Origin of the sequence: Janthinobacterium sp. SUN120 (assembly GCF_030397735.1) — a bacterium.
Lineage (GTDB): Bacteria > Pseudomonadota > Gammaproteobacteria > Burkholderiales > Burkholderiaceae_D > Janthinobacterium > Janthinobacterium kumbetense.
Genome location: NZ_JAPUBW010000001.1, coordinates 525825 through 543457 on the forward strand (window position 1 = coordinate 525825; position 17633 = coordinate 543457).

General features: G+C 65.1%; 16 protein-coding genes. 11 read left to right on the top strand and 5 right to left on the bottom strand.

Going from position 1 to position 17633, the window contains the following annotated elements; genetic code table 11:
• Positions 1–15 precede the first annotated feature (15 nt).
• Positions 16–327 carry a hypothetical protein gene (locus O0879_RS02325; RefSeq protein WP_289914451.1) on the bottom strand — a complete coding sequence of 104 codons (312 nt, stop codon included), beginning with the start codon at positions 325–327 and terminating at the stop codon, positions 16–18.
• Here O0879_RS02325 and O0879_RS02330 point away from each other — a divergent pair.
• The 8 genes from O0879_RS02330 to O0879_RS02365 all read left to right on the top strand — a co-directional run bounded on the left by O0879_RS02330 (position 326) and on the right by O0879_RS02365 (position 8555).
• Positions 326–889 carry a hypothetical protein gene (locus O0879_RS02330; RefSeq protein ID WP_289914452.1) on the top strand — a complete coding sequence of 188 codons (564 nt, stop codon included), beginning with the start codon at positions 326–328 and terminating at the stop codon, positions 887–889. The genes O0879_RS02325 and O0879_RS02330 overlap by 2 nt on opposite strands.
• Positions 890–952: 63 nt before the next feature.
• Complete coding sequence (locus O0879_RS02335) at positions 953–1681, top strand: hypothetical protein (protein ID WP_289914453.1); 729 nt, start codon at positions 953–955, stop codon at positions 1679–1681.
• A 4-nt stretch (positions 1682–1685) separates the two neighbouring features.
• The gene (locus tag O0879_RS02340) at positions 1686–3035 is read left to right on the top strand and encodes a hypothetical protein (protein ID WP_289914454.1); all 1350 of its coding nucleotides are present in this window, start codon (positions 1686–1688) and stop codon (positions 3033–3035) included.
• On the top strand, positions 3032–5206 hold the full coding sequence (locus tag O0879_RS02345) for a hypothetical protein (protein WP_289914455.1): 2175 nt from the start codon (positions 3032–3034) through the stop codon (positions 5204–5206). The genes O0879_RS02340 and O0879_RS02345 overlap by 4 nt, the downstream gene beginning before the upstream one ends.
• A gap of 20 nt (positions 5207–5226) precedes the next feature.
• Complete coding sequence (locus O0879_RS02350; RefSeq protein WP_289914457.1) at positions 5227–6273, top strand: aminotransferase class I/II-fold pyridoxal phosphate-dependent enzyme; 1047 nt, start codon at positions 5227–5229, stop codon at positions 6271–6273.
• Positions 6257–7132 carry a hypothetical protein gene (locus O0879_RS02355; protein ID WP_289914458.1) on the top strand — a complete coding sequence of 292 codons (876 nt, stop codon included), beginning with the start codon at positions 6257–6259 and terminating at the stop codon, positions 7130–7132. Before O0879_RS02350 ends, O0879_RS02355 begins: the two co-directional genes overlap by 17 nt.
• A gap of 34 nt (positions 7133–7166) precedes the next feature.
• Positions 7167–7817 (top strand): hypothetical protein, encoded by a 651-nt coding sequence (locus tag O0879_RS02360; protein WP_289914459.1) that lies wholly within the window; start codon positions 7167–7169, stop codon positions 7815–7817.
• Positions 7818–7826: 9 nt separating this feature from the next.
• The gene (locus tag O0879_RS02365) at positions 7827–8555 is read left to right on the top strand and encodes an amidohydrolase family protein (RefSeq protein WP_289914460.1); all 729 of its coding nucleotides are present in this window, start codon (positions 7827–7829) and stop codon (positions 8553–8555) included.
• Positions 8556–8561: 6 nt separating this feature from the next.
• Here the strand turns inward: O0879_RS02365 and O0879_RS02370 are convergent, their stop codons facing one another.
• The 4 genes from O0879_RS02370 to O0879_RS02385 all read right to left on the bottom strand — a co-directional run bounded on the left by O0879_RS02370 (position 8562) and on the right by O0879_RS02385 (position 13907).
• Positions 8562–9899, bottom strand: a complete 1338-nt coding sequence (locus tag O0879_RS02370; protein WP_289914461.1) for a sigma 54-interacting transcriptional regulator — start codon at positions 9897–9899, stop codon at positions 8562–8564.
• A gap of 257 nt (positions 9900–10156) precedes the next feature.
• A complete protein-coding gene (locus tag O0879_RS02375; RefSeq protein ID WP_099667615.1) occupies positions 10157–12421 on the bottom strand; it encodes an arginine/lysine/ornithine decarboxylase in 2265 nt (754 codons plus the stop codon).
• 239 nt (positions 12422–12660) lie between these two features.
• A complete protein-coding gene (locus O0879_RS02380) occupies positions 12661–13146 on the bottom strand; it encodes a dihydrofolate reductase (RefSeq protein ID WP_289904766.1) in 486 nt (161 codons plus the stop codon).
• Complete coding sequence (locus O0879_RS02385) at positions 13143–13907, bottom strand: alpha/beta hydrolase (RefSeq protein WP_289914462.1); 765 nt, start codon at positions 13905–13907, stop codon at positions 13143–13145. Before O0879_RS02385 ends, O0879_RS02380 begins: the two co-directional genes overlap by 4 nt.
• A gap of 213 nt (positions 13908–14120) precedes the next feature.
• Here O0879_RS02385 and O0879_RS02390 point away from each other — a divergent pair, with 213 nt between their 5' ends.
• The 3 genes from O0879_RS02390 (at position 14121) to O0879_RS02400 (ending at position 17531) form a co-directional block, all read left to right on the top strand.
• On the top strand, positions 14121–14696 hold the full coding sequence (locus O0879_RS02390; RefSeq protein WP_099667617.1) for a TerD family protein: 576 nt from the start codon (positions 14121–14123) through the stop codon (positions 14694–14696).
• Positions 14697–14939: 243 nt separating this feature from the next.
• Positions 14940–16187: a TerD family protein gene (locus tag O0879_RS02395; protein WP_289914463.1), complete on the top strand. Its 1248-nt coding sequence runs from the start codon at positions 14940–14942 to the stop codon at positions 16185–16187.
• Between the two features lie 9 nt (positions 16188–16196).
• Positions 16197–17531, top strand: coding sequence for a VWA domain-containing protein (locus tag O0879_RS02400; protein ID WP_289914464.1), 1335 nt, complete (start codon positions 16197–16199; stop codon positions 17529–17531).
• Positions 17532–17633 lie beyond the last annotated feature (102 nt).

The following is a 17633-nucleotide window of genomic DNA, read 5'->3' on the forward strand; positions in this document are numbered from 1 at the left end:
TGGCCACGTTTATTTTTATCGTCCGTTGGTATGGTATTGGTGGTGTTTTTGGCGGGGTAGCGCGAAGTTTTCTTTTTGAAAATGAAAAATATTTTTTGCCGATAGCGGGCACTGTGGCGGATAGGCGACGTAATCATTCCTGCCAATTAAGCTTGTTTGAAAGCTCATCTTGACAACGAAACCCGCTTCGCCGGAAACCATGGTTTTTACGCTATCGGCGAAACGCCGTTCGCCATCCTGTCCCATTCTTCCCCTGCGCCGGACTGGCATGGCCCTTGCGTCAGGGAGGCATGGGCCATCCGCCCGCCTTTCAACGGAGCCTGTCATGACCAGCCGCCTGCTCGCCTATCGTCCCGAAATGGAATTGCCTGACGCGCCGGGCATGCTGCCGCTCCGGGAAGATGCGCTGGCGCTGGCGGCGCAGTTGCTGGAATTGCAGGGGCCGGCCCAATTCGATGCTTTCCTGGCGCACCAGCTGGACGCCACCGCGGCGGGCCAGCAAGTGCGCGGCACGCCGCTGGAAGGGCCGCTGCGCCAGTTGCTGGGCAAGGTGGTGGCGCCCTTGCTGCCCCTGCATGGTGGCTCGCCGCAGGCGCTCAAGCGGCGCGCTGCGGCCATCTTCGGCATGGAACTGGAAGGATTGAGCCCGGAAGACAAGGAATTCGAACTGGCGCGCCAGGTCGTGCACCTGATCGATGCCGTCAACTCGGCGCTGGTGCAGGACGGCGTCCTGGGCGCGCGCGCCCCCAGGACGCGGGTGGACACGGCCCTGCTGCAAGTGGCACGCCGCGTGGCGCCAGGCTTGCTTAGGCAGGCGGCGCAAACGCCGGGACGGGATGCTGGCCATTGGCGCCGCGAGGGCGGGCACATCGTCGTGCTCGATTGTTAGCCGGACGGCTGCTGCGTCCGGCACTGTTATGTCAACCGAGGTGCTAACTTTGAGGAGTTCATCATGCATGACTTGGATCGTACGACCCTGGAATACGGACAGGAAATGTCCGGCTTTGAAGCGGAACAGTTCGAGTTTGGCCAGGGCGAGTGGAGCGGCGAGGGCGGCGCGAGCGCCATGTTTTCCGAGGCCGAGGAGATGGAGCTGGCGAATGAACTGTTGTCGGTCAGCAATGAAGCCGAACTGGAACAGTTTCTCGGCAATTTCCTGCGCAAGGCCGCCTCCGTGGCGGGCGGCATCATCAAGTCGCCCGTGGGACAAGCGATCGGCGGCGTGCTCAAGGGCGTGGCGAAGAAGGCCATTCCCCTGGCGGGCGGCGCCATCGGCGGCTATTTCGGCGGCCCGCTGGGCGCCAAGATCGGCAGCGGCCTGGCCTCGGCCGCCGGCAGCGCCCTGGGGCTGGAAGCGGAAGCGTCGTCGAACGAAGACCGCGAATTCGAGGGCGCCAAGCAGTTCGTGCGCCTGGCTGCCGATACCGTCAACCGCGCCGCGCAAGCGCGCGGCAATGGCGACCCGCGCGCCATCGCCCAAGCGGCGGCCAGCGCGGCGGCGCGCCAGTTCGCGCCAGGCTTGCTGGGCCGCCCGGGCGGCCAGGTCGCCACGCAGAACGGCAGCGGCGCGGGTGCGGGGGGCGGCATGGCGCCGGCCGGCGTGCGCAGCGGCGCCGGCATGCGCCCATCCAGCGGCCGCTGGGCACGCCAGGGCCACAAGATCGTCCTGTACGGCGTCTGACATCATGGCCATCGGCGCTTATGCAGCCTGGATGCTGGAGCAGGAGGCGCGCTCGCTGCTGACGCGGCTGGCGCGGCTGGAACCGTTTGCGCTGATCGAGCCGACGGTGCTGGCGGCGTCCCTGATGCCAAGCGCCCAGTCGGCCATCGAAAGCCAGCTGGTGCGGGGCCGGCGCGCCTTGCGGCGCATGGTGGCCCAGTTCCAGTGGTGGCTGCGGCGCGAGCACGCCGATGGCGCCAGCATGGCCACGGCTGCCGAGGCCCAGCGCCGCTTCACTTTCCTGCGCCTGAAGTTCAATGCCGCGCTGACCCAGTTCGACCTGTTCAACGAAGTCATCACCCAGCGCAGCGAGCACAAGACGGGCGTGTGGCTGGCCGGCCTCGATATTGTTGCCGCCGATGCGCTGGCGCTGCCCAGCGATGTCTACCAGGCGCCGCCCGTGATCTGCTACCTGGACCGGGGACCGGGCGCGGCCATCCGCCGCGCGCGCACGCGCCTGCCGGGCGGCGGCGACAATCCCGTCGCCATCATCCGCCTGCCGCGCGAACGCATGATCGGCAGCGGCATCGCCTCGTCGCTGGTGCACGAGATCGGCCACCAGGGCGCGGCGCTGCTGGACCTGGTGGCATCCTTGCGGCCAGTGCTGCAAGCCATGCAGCACGGCGGCAGCGGTCTGGTTCACGTGTGGCAGTTGTGGGAGCGGTGGATTTCCGAGATCGTGGCCGACTTCTGGTCGCTGGCGCGGGTCGGCGTGGCCGCCACCCTGGGCCTGATCGGCGTGGTCAGCCTGCCGCGCGTGTTTGTCTTCCGCCTGAATATCGACGATCCCCATCCGGTGCCATGGCTGCGGGTGCGCCTGAGCTGCGCCATGGGACGGGCCTTGTATCCGCATCCGCAGTGGGACCGCCTGGAGCAGCTGTGGCTATCGTACTACCCGCTGGCCGGCTTGCCGCCGGCCCGGCAGCGGCTGCTGGAACAGTTGCAGGCCAGCATGGACGCCCTGGTGGGCTTGCTGGTGCAGCACCGGCCGCCGGCCTTGCGCGGCGGCTCGCTGGTCGAAGCCATGGCCGTGCACACGCGCCAGCCGGCCATGCTGGCGCAGCTGTTTCGCAGCTGGACCCTGGCGCCGGCGCAGATGTACCAGGCGACGCCTACCCTGGTGTTCGCCGTGCTGGGCCAGGCGCGCGCCAGCGCCACCTTGAGCCCGGAAGACGAAAGCGAGCTGCTGGGGCGTTTGCTGACCCACTGGGCCCTGCGCAGCACCCTGGACACGTCGGAGCTGTGCGCGGATGTCGTGCGGCATGGCCGCCGGTCCGGCAGGCCGTTTGATTATCCATTGAGGAGAATGACATGAGCAGCAAGATGAGCAGCAATATGGGTGGCAAGATGGGCAGCAGGAGCGGGGCGGCGGGCCAGGCGGGGCCGAAACAGCAGGGCGGCAGCATCGTCGTCACCGTGCACGAGCAGGACAGCGGGGCCATGGTCGTCAATGCCGCGATCAGCCTGTACCGGGGCGCCGAGGCCGACTGCCATGATTTCAATGCCGCCGCCTGGCAAGCCGACCCTGCCATGCTGGTGGGCGTGCGCTGGACGGATGGCCGTGGCGGCACCGTGTTTGCCGACCTGGCGACGGGCAGCTACGTGGGCGTGTATGGCAATTTCCCCGCCACGGCGCCCCAGTGCGTGACGGTGCAGGCCGGCTGCAGCGCCGTGCTGTGCTTCAAGCCGCAGCTCAACCCGCAGGTGGGGCTGGCCTTCGAAACGCCGGACTGCCATCCCAGCGACTGCAATTTTGGCAGGGTGGGCGACCGCGCCGTGGCCACCGTGTCGTTTGACGGCGATCAAAGCGCCGACGGGCGCGACCAGGTGCAGGTGCTGGCCGTCGCGCCATGGGTGCCCATGCGCGGCACGCCGAACGCCTTTTCCACACCCGTGCGGCGCGCCGGCATGCACCGTTTCATGGCGCAGATGATGCTTTCGCAGCGGCCCGACCTGCGCAGCGCCTTGCCCGTGCCGGAAGGGCTGAGTCCGAACGCCATGCTGGCCGTGGATGCGGAATACGAGACGGAAGAGCGCCAGCCGCAGCCCATCTCGGGCAATGTGGGCGTGTCGCTGACGCGCACGGAAACGGAACCGACGGAAGACTTGCCCCTGTGGACCTTGATACGCAACAGCACCGAGGCGATGTCGTTTACAAATTACCTGCATTTCATGGACAGCCTGTTTTGCGGCGATCTGGCCGCCGTGCGCGGCTTCGAGCAGGAGCGCTTCGTCAAGAAGGCCGACATGTTCCAGCAGCTCAAGCAGCGCCGCGCGCTGCCGTTCTCCGATTCGGACTCCTACCGCGTGCTGAAAGTGGCGACGGAAGCGTTCGTGATGGTCAATTGCGGCGTGCTGAACCAGCCGCTGGCTTTCAATCCGGCCGAAGACAACGCCTATCTGGACCGGCGCGACATCCCCCAGGGGCGCGACCTGGAAACCGTGCTGCGCAACGATTACCTGGAAAACATCGACGGCTTCCAGACCTTGCCCTACCTGGCCGTGATCCGGCGCAAATTGCCCGACATCCCCATCAGCATCCCGCGCGGCCAGGAGGGGGAAGTGGACCTGTGCTTTGGCATCATCCAGGAAAAGCTGGCGAACCCTTGCCTGCTGGAACTGATCTGGTCGTACTGGCACGAAGAGGGCATGCTGGTGCAGACCATGAACGCCATCGCGCAACGCTTCCAGAACCTGCGCGCGCCCGGCGGCGGCCTCGACCCCTTGTCGAACACGGAAATCGACATGCTGCGTCCCCTGAATAACTTGCTGTGGGGCTACACCCAGGATGAGCAGCACCGGCTGACCGTGGTGCGCCGCAACTACGAATATGACCATCACTACGGCGTGCGCCTGGACGGCAAGGCAGTGCAGCACTTCCGGCCGGCCGACAGCCGCTCCAAATTCCTGGAAGCGTTCCACCACCTGCTGCGCCTGCTCACCTCGTTCTACAAGCAGGATGACGACACCACCGTGAAGGCGGACGCCTTCCCCGTGCTGAATGCCTTGAAGGAAATCCATTTGATCCTGTCGCAGGGCGCGCACAACCAGTTCGGCGACTTGCCGTCGACGGCGCGCATCGAGATGCTGATGCAGCAATGGATGCTGGCGCGCCCCGAATTCCGCGAATTCTTGCCGACGCGCGTGATGGTGGCGTATCCGGAGCCGTGGATGGACCGGGTCGATGCCATGAAGAAACTGCAAGGCTGGACGGATACGAGTGTGATGCATTTCCGTAACCTGGCCATCTTTGGCGAGCAATTGCTGCTTTCCGTGCGCTACGGCAACTGGAGCGACATCTACGAACCCACGCAGGCATTCAACTGGGCGCGCTTCTGGCGCCCGCAAGTGCAGGGCTATATCCACGGCTACCGCGCCGCCACCGGGGTCGACCTGTCCGTCGACAGCAGCGACCCGGCGATCGAAGCGACGATGCCCTCGGTATTGCTGCGCCAGCGCCTGAGCCAGCAGCTGCGCAGCGTCTAGGACGGGAGCGAGGCGCGTGCATGCTCGATTTTACCAGTGCGCTCTACCTGGGCATGCGCCATCCGGCGGCTTCGCTGGCGCCATGGAGCAGCCTGACCCTGGGTCAGCCGGCCGCGCTGCAGGAGCCGCCCGGCGCGCAAACCCTGGCAGCAAGCCTGGCTGCGCTGCAAGGCTGCGAGGCCGCCTGCGTGCTGCCGTCGACCCTGCACCTGTTCTGGGACCTGTTCGGCATGCTCGCTGCCGAGCGGCTGGTGATCCTCGTCGATGGCGGCAGCTACGCCATCGCGCGCTGGGGCGCCGAGCGGGCGCAGGCGCTGGGCTTGCCCCTGCGCATGTTTCCCAGCGGCGAGATGGCGGTGCTGCGGCGTCTGGCGGCGGACTGGGGCCGGCAGGGGCGGCGCCCGCTGATCCTGGCCGACGGCTATGTGCCGGGCAGCGAACAGGTCTTGCCGCTGGCCGGCTACGCGGCCCTGGCGCGCCAGGGAGGCGGCTATCTGCTGCTGGACGACACGCAGGTGCTGGGCGTGATGGGCACGGCTGGTGGCGGCTCGGCGCGGCTGCATGGCTTGCCGGGCGGCTACGACAAGGGGGGCGGCCACCTGATCGTCGGCGCCTCGCTGGCCAAGGGCTTTGGCGTGCCGCTGGCCGTGCTGGCCGGCAGCGGCAACTTGCTGCGGCGCTTCGCGGCGCACAGCCAGACGCGCGTGCATGCCAGTCCGCCTTCGGCAGCCGTGCTGGCGGCGGCGCGGCGCGCGCTGGCGCTCAATGCGCGCCATGGCGATGCCCTGCGCGCCAGGCTGGCGGAGCGGGTGGCGCAATGGAGGGCGGGGATGGCGGCGGCCGGCATCGCCTGCCAGGGGGGCAGCTTTCCTGTGCAGCGCCTGCCCGGCCGCGCCCATTTGCAACAGGTCATGCGCGCAGCGGGCGTGCTGTCGCTGGCGCAAGCGGGGGAGGTCCCCGGCGCGCTGACTTTTCTGCTGCGGGCCGACCAGACGTCGCGGCAACTGGAGCAGGCGATGGGCTTGCTTGAATATCACATCAGGAGGCGATATGAACGAAGCGTTTGAAATGCTGCCCTTTGCGGGGCAGCCGGGAGCGGCCGGCGAGCAGGAATGGCAGGGGGAGTGGTCGCAAGAGTGGTCGCAGGAGTGGCAGGGGGAGGAAGAGGGCGAGGCCGAATGGGAGGGCGAGCGCTGGCCCCCCGGTGGCGTGCGCGGCGGCATGCGCGGCGGGGGGCTGCGCGCGCGGCCGCCCCTGCGCGGACAGCGCCGTCCCGCGCCGCCGCGCTACCAGGCGAATCCGGCGCGCAGGCCGCCGCGTCCCGCACCGCCGCCCTTGCCCTATCTGCCGCCGCGCTACCGGGGCTGGGGCGGTTATGTGCCCCTCTACCCGACCCTCTATCCGCAGGCCTATCCCGTGGCGGAGCCGGCCTTTGGCGACCAGCCGGAGCCGGAGCCGGGCATCGATGCGGGCCAGGGACAGGCTCAAGGGCAGGACCAGGGCCAGGACGATGACGGGCAACAAGGTGAAATCCCGCCCACCCTGGCCGGCACCATGGGCCGGGTGCCGGAAGCGGCCGCCTTGACCTACCAGGCGCTGGGGACGCTGGCCAATGCCTTGCGCGACCCGAATGGCCGCGGCCCGGGCCTGTACGTGATCGAGTTCGATGCGGGTGGAAGGCGCCGCGCCTACAGCGGCCAGACGGACGATCTGCACCGCCGTTTGCTGCAGCACCGGCTGTGCGGCCAGATGATGGGCGTCGACTTGAGCGGTCACCAGGTGTACGTGGCGGCCCTGTCCTCGGCGGCGCAGCGGCGCCGCATCGAGCAGCGCATCCATGACGACATGTTCGCCAACCAGCGCGGCGTGCTGACCAACCAGCGGCGCGAACTGGAACTGGCCGTGCTGGGTGAAATGTGGAATTGACGACAGCGCCTTGACGACTGCGAAGGAGTACATCATGCATCAACTCGAATGTGAATGCGCGCAATGCCGCCAGCGGGCCGGCACCGCGTTTGAAGTGCTGGAGTTTGGCGAAACCTGGTCCGACAAGGGGAGCGCCCCGGCCCTGTTCAGCGAAGAGGAAGAGTTGCAGCTGGCCATGGAATTGCTGGAAGTGTCCAGCGAGGAGGAACTGGAACAGTTTCTCGGCAACGTGTTCAAGAGCGTGTGGAAGGGCGTCAAGAAGGTGGGTGCTACCATCGCCAAGGTGGCCAAGCCCCTGGGCGGCGCCTTGAAGGCCGTGGCCAAGACGGCCTTGCCCTTTGTCGGCGGCGCCCTCGGTTCGATGATACCGATACCGGGCGTGGGCACGGCGCTCGGTTCGGCCCTGGGGCGCGCCGCCAGCAATGCGCTGGAACTGGAGCTGGAGGCCGCAGCGCCGGTCGACCGCGAACTGGAGCTGGCGCGCCGCTTCGTGCGCATCGCGGGGCAGGCGGCGCGCCTGGCGGCCGACGGCGACGGCAGCGCGCGCGCCGTGGAAAGCGCGCTGACGCGGGCCCTGCACCAGCAACTGCCGCATTTCCGTTCGGCCGCGCCGCAGGGCGAGGAGGAGAGCGGGCGCTGGCGCCGGCGCGGCAACCGCATCGTCGTCATGGGCGACTGGCAATAGCGCGGCAAGATGATCATCGACTGTCATTGCCATGCGGGACCTGGCGACGGCTTGAGCGGGCCGTGGGACAGCGATGCGCCGCTGCACGCCTATCTGCGCCGCGCGCAGGCGGCCGGTATCGCCCGCAGCGTGCTGTTCGCCACCTTCCACTCCGATTACGCCATCGCCAACCATGGTGTGGCGCGCCTGGTCGCGTCCGATCCGCAGCGTTTCTACGGTTTTGCCTTCGTGCATGCGCGGCGCGACCGGGGCCGCATCCTGGACCTGGTGCGCACGGCCGTCGAGCGCTATGGCTTTGTCGGCATCAAGGCGCACCGGTTAGATGCGCGCATCAGCGGCGAAGTGTGCGACGCGGCCCGCTTCTTCGGCTTGCCCGTGCTGTACGACCCGGCCGGCGAAGTGGCCGTGGCCGAACTGCTGGCGCAGCAGTATCCCGACGTCGATTTCATCCTGCCCCATCTGGGCAGCTTTGGCGACGACTGGGCGGCGCAGCTGGCGCTGGTCGACCATCTGGCGCGCCACCGCAACATCCATGCAGACAGCTCGGGCGTGCGCCGCTTCGACTTGCTGCAACAGGCCGTGCGCCGCGCGGGGCCGCACAAGGTCTTGTTCGGCTCAGATGGCCCCTGGCTGCATCCGGGGCTGGAATTGCACAAGATTCAGCTGCTGGGCTTGCCGCCGGCCGATGCGGCTTTGATCATGGGCGGCAATTTCTTGCGGCTGGCGCGGCTGGCTTGAGGCAGATCAAGGCGCGGCCGCCTTGCGGCGTATCTGCAGGGCGCGGTCCGTCACGCCCAGGCGGGCGGCGGCGCGCTGGTTGTTGCCGTGTTCCTCGGCCAGCACGAGGCGGATGGCCATGTCGGTGGCGCAGCGCGCGATGTGCGACAGCTTGCAGCCCTGGGCCAGGGCCCGCCGCACGGCCGCTTCGAAGTACTGGTCGGGCCAGGGCGGCGCCAGCAGCCGTTCTTCGGGGGGCAGGGCGCCGATGGTGATGGGGCCGGGGCCGCAATGGCGGTGCCAGATGCGCGTGACGGTCTGGCGCAGCTCGCGCACATTGCCCGGATAGTCGCGCAGCAGCAGGTATTCGCGCACGGCGGCGTCCAGCGGGGGCGGCTGCTGCTGGGCCAGTTCGGCGAGGAAATGCCGGGCCAGCGGCAAGATGTCGTCCTGGCGTTCGCGCAACGGCGGCGTCTGGCAACGCCAGCCGGCGATGCGGTAATACAGGTCAGCGCGGAAGGCGCCGCGCGCCACCTCGTCTTCCAGTGCACGGTTGGTGGCGCAGACGAGGCGAAATTGCGTCGGTTGCCAGGTATTGCCGCCCACGCGCTTGTATTTGCGTTCCTGGATGGCGCGCAGCAGCTGCGCCTGCAGGGGCAGTTGCAGTTCGCCCACTTCGTCGAGGAAGAGCACGCCGCCGTCGGCCAGGGCGAAAGCGCCGTCGCGCGGTGCCACCGCGCCCGTAAACGCGCCCCGTTCATGGCCGAACAGTTCGCTGCCAGCCAGTTCCGGCGACAGGGTGGTGCAGTCGAGGATGGTGAAGTCGCCCCGGCAGTTGCCCAGGCGGTGGACCAGTTGCGCCAGTAAATCCTTGCCCGTGCCCGTCTCACCCGTGATCAGCATCGGGGCCTGGCTGAAGGCGGCCATTTCCACCACCTGGTGCAGCAAGGCGGTCCAGACAGCGCTGCCGCCCACCAGGGCCCCACGCACGGCACTGGACGCCAGCAGCTGCGCCACGGCTTGCCAGCGCTGCAGGCGCGCCAGCACCTGGCCCGCGTCGACGGCGCCGCCAGGCCACAGCAGCACATCGAGCGCGCCGGCCGCCAGCAGGGCCCGCTGTTGCGCGCAGCTGACGGCCTGGCCGCAGGCGGCGATGGCCAGCACGCGGGCATGGCTGCACAGTGCCGGCAGCGCCTGCAGCAGCGCCGTATTGGCTTCGGCGAACAGCACGATGCCCGTTCCATCTGCTTCGCCATCGTGCCGCCGGGCTATAGTTACCTGAGCCTGCTTCAAGGCCGCCGCCAGCAAGGCGCCACTGCCAGCCGCCGCCTGCTGCATGATTTCCAGCCACACCTTGAGCGTCATAGGCCTGCCGTCACGAGGGCACGAGTCGCCCATCTTAGAAGCCCGATACCCCGGTCGTTTGATCTGGCGCAAGCGTGCGCGCTGGCCCACAATGAAAAACGCCGCCTGATCTGCATCAGGCGGCGCTAGTGAGCGCGGTTCCAGCAACGTCATCAAGCAACGTCACGAGAATGGCTAAAAACGTTCGGGGCAAGGCGCATTGCCGAAGACAGTACGAATAGTACGGCTAGGCAATGCAACGCCGCCATGGACGATTTTTAGGCGTTCTCATCCATCTTGACGCAGTCCACAAAATATCCGCGTTTGCCATCGACTTCGCGTTTCACGAGGCCATGCACATCCGTCTCGAAGCCGGGGAAGCGCTCGTTGAAGTCGCGTGCGAAGCGCAGGTAGTCGACGATGGTCTTGTTGAAGCGCTCGCCCGGGATCAGCAGCGGGATGCCCGGCGGGTACGGCGTCAGCAGGATGGACGTGATGCGGCCTTCCAGTTCGTCGATGGCCACGCGCTCGATTTCGCGGTGCGCCATCTTGGCGAACGCGTCCGACGGCTTCATGGCCGGGATCATGTCCGACAGATACATTTCCGTCGTCAAACGGGCCACGTCGTAAGCCTTGTAGAAATCGTGGATCTGCTGGCACAGGTCGCGCAAGCCCATTTTTTCGTAGCGTGGGTTGGCCGCCGCAAATTCCGGCAGGATGCGCCACATCGGCTGGTTCTTGTCGTAGTCGTCCTTGAATTGTTGCAAGGCCGTCAACAGGGTATTCCAGCGGCCCTTGGTGATGCCGATGGTAAACATGATGAAGAACGAGTACAGGCCGCATTTTTCAATGATGACGCCGTGCTCGGCCAGGTACTTGGTGACGATGGACGCGGGGATGCCCGTGTCGCCGAACTGGCCGTCCAGCGACAGGCCCGGGTTGACGATGGTTGCCTTGATCGGGTCGAGCATGTTGAAGCCGGGAGCGAGGTCGCCGAAACCGTGCCAGTCATCTTCGGCGCGTATCATCCAGTCTTCCTGCTGGCCCATGCCTTCATCGTTGAAGCTGGCCGGCCCCCACACCTGGAACCACCAGTCCTGGCCCCATTCCTGGTCGATCTTTTTCATGGCGCGGCGGAAATCGAGCGCTTCCATGATCGACTCTTCCACCAGGGCCGTGCCGCCCGGCGCTTCCATCATGGCCGCGGCCACGTCGCACGAGGCGATGATGGAATACTGCGGCGAGGTCGAGGTGTGCATCAGGTAAGCCTCGTTGAAGGCGTCCTGGTCCAGCTTGACCGTGTCCGATTCGCGCACGAGGATTTGCGAGGCCTGCGACAGGCCGGCCAGCAATTTGTGCGTGGACTGGGTCGAGAAGATCATCGATTCCTTGGCGCGCGGACGGTCCTTGCCGATGGCGTGCATATTCTTGTAAAAATCGTGGAAGGTGGCGTGCGGCAACCATGCTTCATCGAAGTGCAGGGTGTCGATCTTGCCGTCCAACATTTCGCGCAGGGTTTCCACGTTGTAGATCACGCCATCGTAGGTCGATTGCGTGATGGTCAGGATGCGCGGCTTCTTGTTCTTCGCTTCGCGCGCGAATGGATTCGCTTCGATCTTGCGGGCAATGCTTTCCGGCGTGAATTCATGCAGCGGGATAGGGCCGATGATGCCCAGGTGATTGCGCGTTGGCATCAGGAACACGGGAATGGCGCCGCACATGATGATCGAATGCAAGATCGATTTGTGGCAATTGCGGTCGACGACGACGATGTCGCCTGGCGCCACGGTCGAGTGCCACACCATCTTGTTCGACGTCGAGGTACCGTTGGTGACGAAATAGCAATGGTCGGCATTGAAGATGCGCGCCGCATTGCGTTCGGACGCGGCGACAGGGCCGGTATGGTCGAGCAGCTGGCCCAGTTCCTCGACGGCGTTGCAGACGTCGGCGCGCAGCATGTTTTCACCGAAGAACTGGTGGAACATCTGGCCGATCGGCGACTTCAGGAAGGCTACGCCGCCCGAGTGGCCGGGGCAGTGCCACGAGTAGGAACCGTCGTTGGCGTAGTGCACCAGCGCGCGGAAGAACGGCGGCGACAGGCCATCCAGGTAGGATTTCGCTTCGCGGATGATGTGGCGCGCGACGAATTCCGGCGTATCTTCGAACATGTGGATGAAACCATGCAGTTCGCGCAGGATATCGTTGGGAATATGGCGCGAGGTGCGCGTTTCGCCATACAGGTAAATAGGGATGTCGGCGTTCTTGTAGCGGATTTCCTCGACGAAGGCGCGCAGCGACTTCAAGGCGTGATCGGTTTCTTCGATGGAACCGGCGCCGAATTCTTCATCGTCGATCGACAGCACGAAGGCTGACGCGCGCGATTGCTGCTGGGCAAATTGCGACAAATCGCCGTAGCTGGTCACGCCCAGCACTTCCATGCCTTCTTTTTCCATTGCGGCGGCAAGGGCGCGAATGCCCAGGCCGGACGTATTTTCAGAACGGAAATCCTCGTCAATGATGACGATGGGGAAACGAAATTTCATGCATGTCTCCAAAAAAGCAAGCCGCCCCTGACAGATGTGAAGGGGCGGACTAGGGCGCGACGGTCAGGCGGTAGTGCAACCCGGCAGCCGCATAAAAAAAATAAGAACGGGATTCTCGCAGAAATGCGGCCTCTGCGGGAAAAAAATATCGCCCCAAAGCGCCACAAGCTTGCGCTAGCGTGACGCAACGGTGTGACAGGGGTATTACAGCAACATTCTGTTAATCAACATCAACCTTATCAGGCTTTGCGTTGCAAGGTGACAAAGGCGTAAGGCAGGCCGGATTTCTCCGAAACATGCGCTTCGCGCGCGGTTTCTTGCCACACGGCATGATCCACGGCGGGGAAAAACGCGTCGCAGTCAAACGTCTGGCCGATTTCCGTGATGATCAAGCGCTGCGCCAGGGCCAGCGACTGTTTATAGATGTCGGCGCCGCCGATCACATAGCCTTCGGCGCCATCCAGCAGGGCGATGGCCGCTTCCAGCGACGGCGCCGCTTCCACGCCTTCATGGCGCCAGTCCGGATTGCGCGTGATGACGATGTTGCGGCGGTTCGGCAGCGGACGGCCGATGGAATCGAAGGTCTTGCGGCCCATGAGGATGGGGTGGCCCGTCGTCAAGCGCTTGAAATGCGCCAGGTCTTCCGGCAATTTCCACGGCAGGGTGTTGTCGATGCCGATGCCGCCTTGCTGGTCGGTGGCGACGATGATGGTCAGTAAGCTCATTGGTTCTGTGAAAAAGGTGGGGGCGAGGCCCGATGCCCGTCATTATCGTTGAAATTGCCGGCAGCCTCCAGATGCGCACGCATGGCTTGCGCCAGCGCGCCTGGCGCTTCCAGCGGAATCATGTGGCCGGTATCGTCTTTGAGTATGTGCAAGGTGGCTTGCGGCAGGCGGGCGGCCATGGCGCGCAGGTCGTCGGGATCGACGAGCTTGTCGTCTTCGGCGCCCACGATCAGCACGGGGAAATCGAGCTCCTGCAAGCGCGCCATCAGGTCGGGGCGGTCTATCGTGGTGAGAAATTGCGCCAGCAGCACCTCCTTGCCCAGGTCCAGCCCCATCTGCTGGATCAGGCCCGTGATGCCGCCGTCCTGCAAGTGCGACGGGTGCAGCAATTCGCGCAGGCGCTGACGCGTGATGCCCGTATAGGCATTGCGCTCGAGCATGGCGACGATGCGCTGGCGCGCTTCGACCTCCGCCGGCAGCAAACCTTTGGCCGAATTGGCGATCAAAGTGAGGGATTTCACACGCTGCGGGTGCGCCAGCGCGTGTTCGAGCGCCAGGTAGGCGCCCAGCGAAAAGCCCACCAGATGGGCATGCGGAGCGCTGTGGCTGGCGATCATCTGCTGCATCTGCGGGCGCGTGCGCGCCTGGTGCAGGGGTACGTGCCGCAGCTCAAAGGCGTCGCCCAGGGCAGGCGCCAGGCGCGACCACAGGCGTGCGTCGCACAGGGTGCCAGGAATGCAGTCGAGTCGTATATTGATCAAGGACAAACCTAGTGTGAAAAATTTTTGTCGAGCGGCATTATCCGTCATTTTGCGCATGGGGACAGCGGCACGATTTTTCCGTATGGCATTATTTTCAATAGTGCGCGGCTGGCAAGCCGGAACTTTATGGTAGGCTCATGGCTCATCAAGCCGGCGTGCCGGCGACGTGACCTGAAACACCGAATGCAACCCCCACATTAAAGAGGAATTACCATGGCGATCAGTTTGCAAAAAGGCGGCAATGTCAACCTGAGCAAGGAAGCTCCCGGCTTGAAGAAAATCGTGATTGGCCTGGGCTGGGACCCGCGCGCCACCGATGGCGCCGCTTTTGACCTGGACGGCAGCGCTTTCCTGCTGAAAACGGATGGCAAGGCCCGTTCCGATGCCGATTTCATTTTTTATAACAACCTGAAGTCGGCTGACGGCTCCATCGTCCACGCGGGCGACAACACGACCGGCGGCGGCGATGGCGACGACGAGAAAGTGGCCGTCGACCTGGCCAGCGTGCCCGCCGACATCGACAAGATCGCCATCGCCGTCACGATCCACGACGCGGAAAACCGCAAGCAGAACTTCGGCATGGTCGGCAAGGCCTACATCCGCTGCCTGAACGGCGACAACGGCGCGGAAATCGCCCGCTACGACCTGTCGGAAGACGGCTCGACGGAAGCGGCCATGATCTTCGGCGAAATCTACCGCGCCGGCAGCGAATGGAAATTCAAGGCCATCGGCCAGGGTTTCAAAGGCGGCCTGGGACCACTGGCACGCTCGTTCGGCATTAATGCCTAAGAGCTCCGGAAAACGGCCCATGGCGGCGTTGCGTCACCTCGCCGTACTATTCGTACTGTCTTCGGTGACGCGCCTTGCCCTGAACCGTTGTCCGAAGCTCTTTTAGCTTTGTATAGAACCCAAAACGGCAGTCCATGGCGGCGTTGCGCCGCCATGGACTGACTGTACATTCGTACTGTCTTCGGACGACGCGCCTTGCCTTGAGCCGTTGTCCGAAGCTCCCACACCTGAATAAATAATCGCATGGAAAACCTGATCAAGGGGCAGCGCCTGGCGCTGTCCGGCCTCGTCACGGGCAATGTCGTGCAACTGGGGCTCGCCAGCGCTGGCGTGCCGCTGGACTTTGCCTGTTTCGGCCTCGACGCCAACGGCAAGCTGTCCGACGACCGCTACATGACCTTCTTTAACCAGCCGCGCACGCCGTGCGGCGGCGTGGAAGCGGCGGCGCCGTCCGGCGATGCGGCCGGTTTCAGTTACCAGCTGGACCGCTTGCCTGCCACCATCGAGCGCCTCGTCGTCACGGCCGCCATCGATGGCGCGGCCACCATGGCGCAGCTGGGCAGCGGCTACCTGCGCTTGCAGGACGGCGGGCGCGAGCTGGCCCGCTACACGTATGCGGGATCTGATTTTGCGCAAGAAAAAGCCGTCATGCTGGGCGAGTTCTACCGCAAGGACGGCGGCTGGCGCTTCATGGCCGTGGGCCAGGGCTTCAATGGCGGCCTGGACGCTCTGGTTGCCCATTTCGGCGGTGAAGTGGCGCAGGCGGCAGCGGAGCCGGCGCCAAAAATTTCCCTGTCGAAAATCTCGCTGACCAAGGCGGGCCAGACGCACAAGGTGTCGCTGCAAAAGGGCGCGGGCGCGCCGGGCAAGCTCACCGTCAAGGCCAGCTGGGTCGATAACGGCGATGGCGACGACGATAACGACGACCTCGATTTAAGAGTCGGCATCCTCTTGCCGAACGGCCAGATGCGCTTCATCCAGGCGCCCGATACGCCGGGCAGCTTCGATGTCATGCCGTATGTGCGCCACCTGGGCGACGTGGCGGGCGCATCGGGCAAGGAACCGGCCACGGAAACCGTGGAAGTCAATCCCGCGCTGGCGCAACAGTACGGCGGCACGGTGGGCCTCGTCTTCAGCGTGTATTCGGCGCTGGCCAATGGCGCCGTGTCGGTCGCTTCCATGCGGCCGAAGATGGTCATGCAATATGGCGAGCAGATCGTCGAGTGCGCGTACGACTTCCGCCTGTCCAAGGCGGCTGAGGACGATTCCGTCTACACCTATGTGATCGGCATGGCGCGCATCACGCCCGACAGCATCATCCTCGAACCGTCCGGCAAGACATCGGAACCGGGCAGCGAAGCGACCCCGTGGCTGAGCTGGCAGGGCGAGAGCCTGCAACTGGCCTTCAACGGTCCCGTCGTCTTCAAGGGCGAGGACAAGGAAGACGAAGATGATTTCAACGCGGACAATCCGCGCCGCTATATCGCCTAGGAGGCACTGATGGAAACCTTGTCCAAGGGACAGCGCTTGCCGCTGGCCAATCTTATTCCCGACGGCGTGCTGCAGGTGGGCGTCGCTGCGCAGGGGCTGGCGCTCGACGTGGCCTGTTTCGGCCTCGACGCCAGCGGCAAACTGGCCGACGAGCGCTACATGACCTTTTTCAACCAGCCGCGCACGCCGTGCGGCGGCGTGGAAGCGCGGGCCGGCAGCGGCGGCGACATGGCCGAGTTTGCCTTGCAACTGGCGCGCTTGCCGGCCGGCATAGACCGCCTCGTCGTGACGGCGTCCATCGATGGCGGCGGCGTGATGTCGCAGCTGCAAGCCGGCCACGTGCGCCTGCAGGCGGGCGGACGCGAGCTGGCCCGCTTCGCCTTCGCGGGTAGTGATTTCGCACAGGAAAAAGCCGTCATGCTGGCGGAAATCTACCGCAAGGATGGCGGCTGGCGCTGCATGGCCGTGGGGCAGGGCTTCAATGGCGGACTCGACGCGCTGGTGCGCCACTTCGGCGGCGAAGTCGACCAGGCCGCTTCTGCTGCCCCTGCGGCGGTTTCGGCCGTCATGCAGGCAAAGATCAACCTGGAAAAACGGGTCGAACGGGAAGCGCCGCAACTGGTCAGCCTCGTCAAGCAGGCGGGCGTGTCGCTGCAGAAAGTGGGTTTGCTTGACCACCGCGCCAAGGTGTGTTTGTGCCTGGATATTTCCGGCTCCATGGGCCGACTATATAAAGAGGGGCTGGTGCAGCGCTTTGCCGAACGCATCTTGGCCCTGGGCTGCAAGTTCGACGACGATGGCGAGATCGATGTTTTCCTGTTCGGCAAGAACGTCCACCATCCGGCGCCCATGGCCTTGAGCAACTGCAATACCTACGTGGGCCAGGCCATACAGCGCCATCCGCTGGAAGGCGACACGCGCTATGGCGCCGCCATGCAGGCGATACGCGCATTTTATTTCCCCGATGGCGCCGGCGGCGAGCGCACGCGGCCCGTCGCCGCGGAATTGCCCGTGTACGTGATGTTCGTCACGGACGGCGGCACGAGCGACCAGGCGACGACGGAGAAACAATTACGCTGGGCCAGCCATGAACCGATCTTTTGGCAATTCATGGGCATCGGCAAGGGGCGCAAATCGAAAAGCAAGTTTCTCGCCGCCTTTGCCGATTCCGACTTCCCCTTCCTGGAAAAGCTCGACGAATTGCAGGGCCGCCTGGTCGACAATGCCAATTACTTTTCCGTCAGCTCGCCCGACGAGCACAGCGATGCGGAACTGTATGACTTATTGATGACGGAATATCCGGGCTGGCTGAAACTGGCGCGCGGCAAGGGCTTGTTGAGGTAGCGCAAAGGTCATCGGATGAGGCTATGCGACCACAAGTGCGAGAGATTTGTAAATTGAAGTAAATAACAATGGTTCGCATTTGCTTTGCTCCTTGCAATCGTG

What these genes read in the sequence shown, in the direction of transcription:
- O0879_RS02330 (WP_289914452.1), top strand. Translation starts at nt 326, where the DNA reads ATGACCAGCCGCCTGCTCGCCTATCGTCCCGAAATGGAATTGCCTGAC.
- O0879_RS02325 (WP_289914451.1), bottom strand. Translation starts at nt 327, where the DNA reads ATGACAGGCTCCGTTGAAAGGCGGGCGGATGGCCCATGCCTCCCTGAC.
- O0879_RS02335 (WP_289914453.1), top strand. Translation starts at nt 953, where the DNA reads ATGCATGACTTGGATCGTACGACCCTGGAATACGGACAGGAAATGTCC.
- O0879_RS02340 (WP_289914454.1), top strand. Translation starts at nt 1,686, where the DNA reads ATGGCCATCGGCGCTTATGCAGCCTGGATGCTGGAGCAGGAGGCGCGC.
- O0879_RS02345 (WP_289914455.1), top strand. Translation starts at nt 3,032, where the DNA reads ATGAGCAGCAAGATGAGCAGCAATATGGGTGGCAAGATGGGCAGCAGG.
- O0879_RS02350 (WP_289914457.1), top strand. Translation starts at nt 5,227, where the DNA reads ATGCTCGATTTTACCAGTGCGCTCTACCTGGGCATGCGCCATCCGGCG.
- O0879_RS02355 (WP_289914458.1), top strand. Translation starts at nt 6,257, where the DNA reads ATGAACGAAGCGTTTGAAATGCTGCCCTTTGCGGGGCAGCCGGGAGCG.
- O0879_RS02360 (WP_289914459.1), top strand. Translation starts at nt 7,167, where the DNA reads ATGCATCAACTCGAATGTGAATGCGCGCAATGCCGCCAGCGGGCCGGC.
- O0879_RS02365 (WP_289914460.1), top strand. Translation starts at nt 7,827, where the DNA reads ATGATCATCGACTGTCATTGCCATGCGGGACCTGGCGACGGCTTGAGC.
- O0879_RS02370 (WP_289914461.1), bottom strand. Translation starts at nt 9,899, where the DNA reads ATGACGCTCAAGGTGTGGCTGGAAATCATGCAGCAGGCGGCGGCTGGC.
- O0879_RS02375 (WP_099667615.1), bottom strand. Translation starts at nt 12,421, where the DNA reads ATGAAATTTCGTTTCCCCATCGTCATCATTGACGAGGATTTCCGTTCT.
- O0879_RS02380 (WP_289904766.1), bottom strand. Translation starts at nt 13,146, where the DNA reads ATGAGCTTACTGACCATCATCGTCGCCACCGACCAGCAAGGCGGCATC.
- O0879_RS02390 (WP_099667617.1), top strand. Translation starts at nt 14,121, where the DNA reads ATGGCGATCAGTTTGCAAAAAGGCGGCAATGTCAACCTGAGCAAGGAA.
- O0879_RS02395 (WP_289914463.1), top strand. Translation starts at nt 14,940, where the DNA reads ATGGAAAACCTGATCAAGGGGCAGCGCCTGGCGCTGTCCGGCCTCGTC.
- O0879_RS02400 (WP_289914464.1), top strand. Translation starts at nt 16,197, where the DNA reads ATGGAAACCTTGTCCAAGGGACAGCGCTTGCCGCTGGCCAATCTTATT.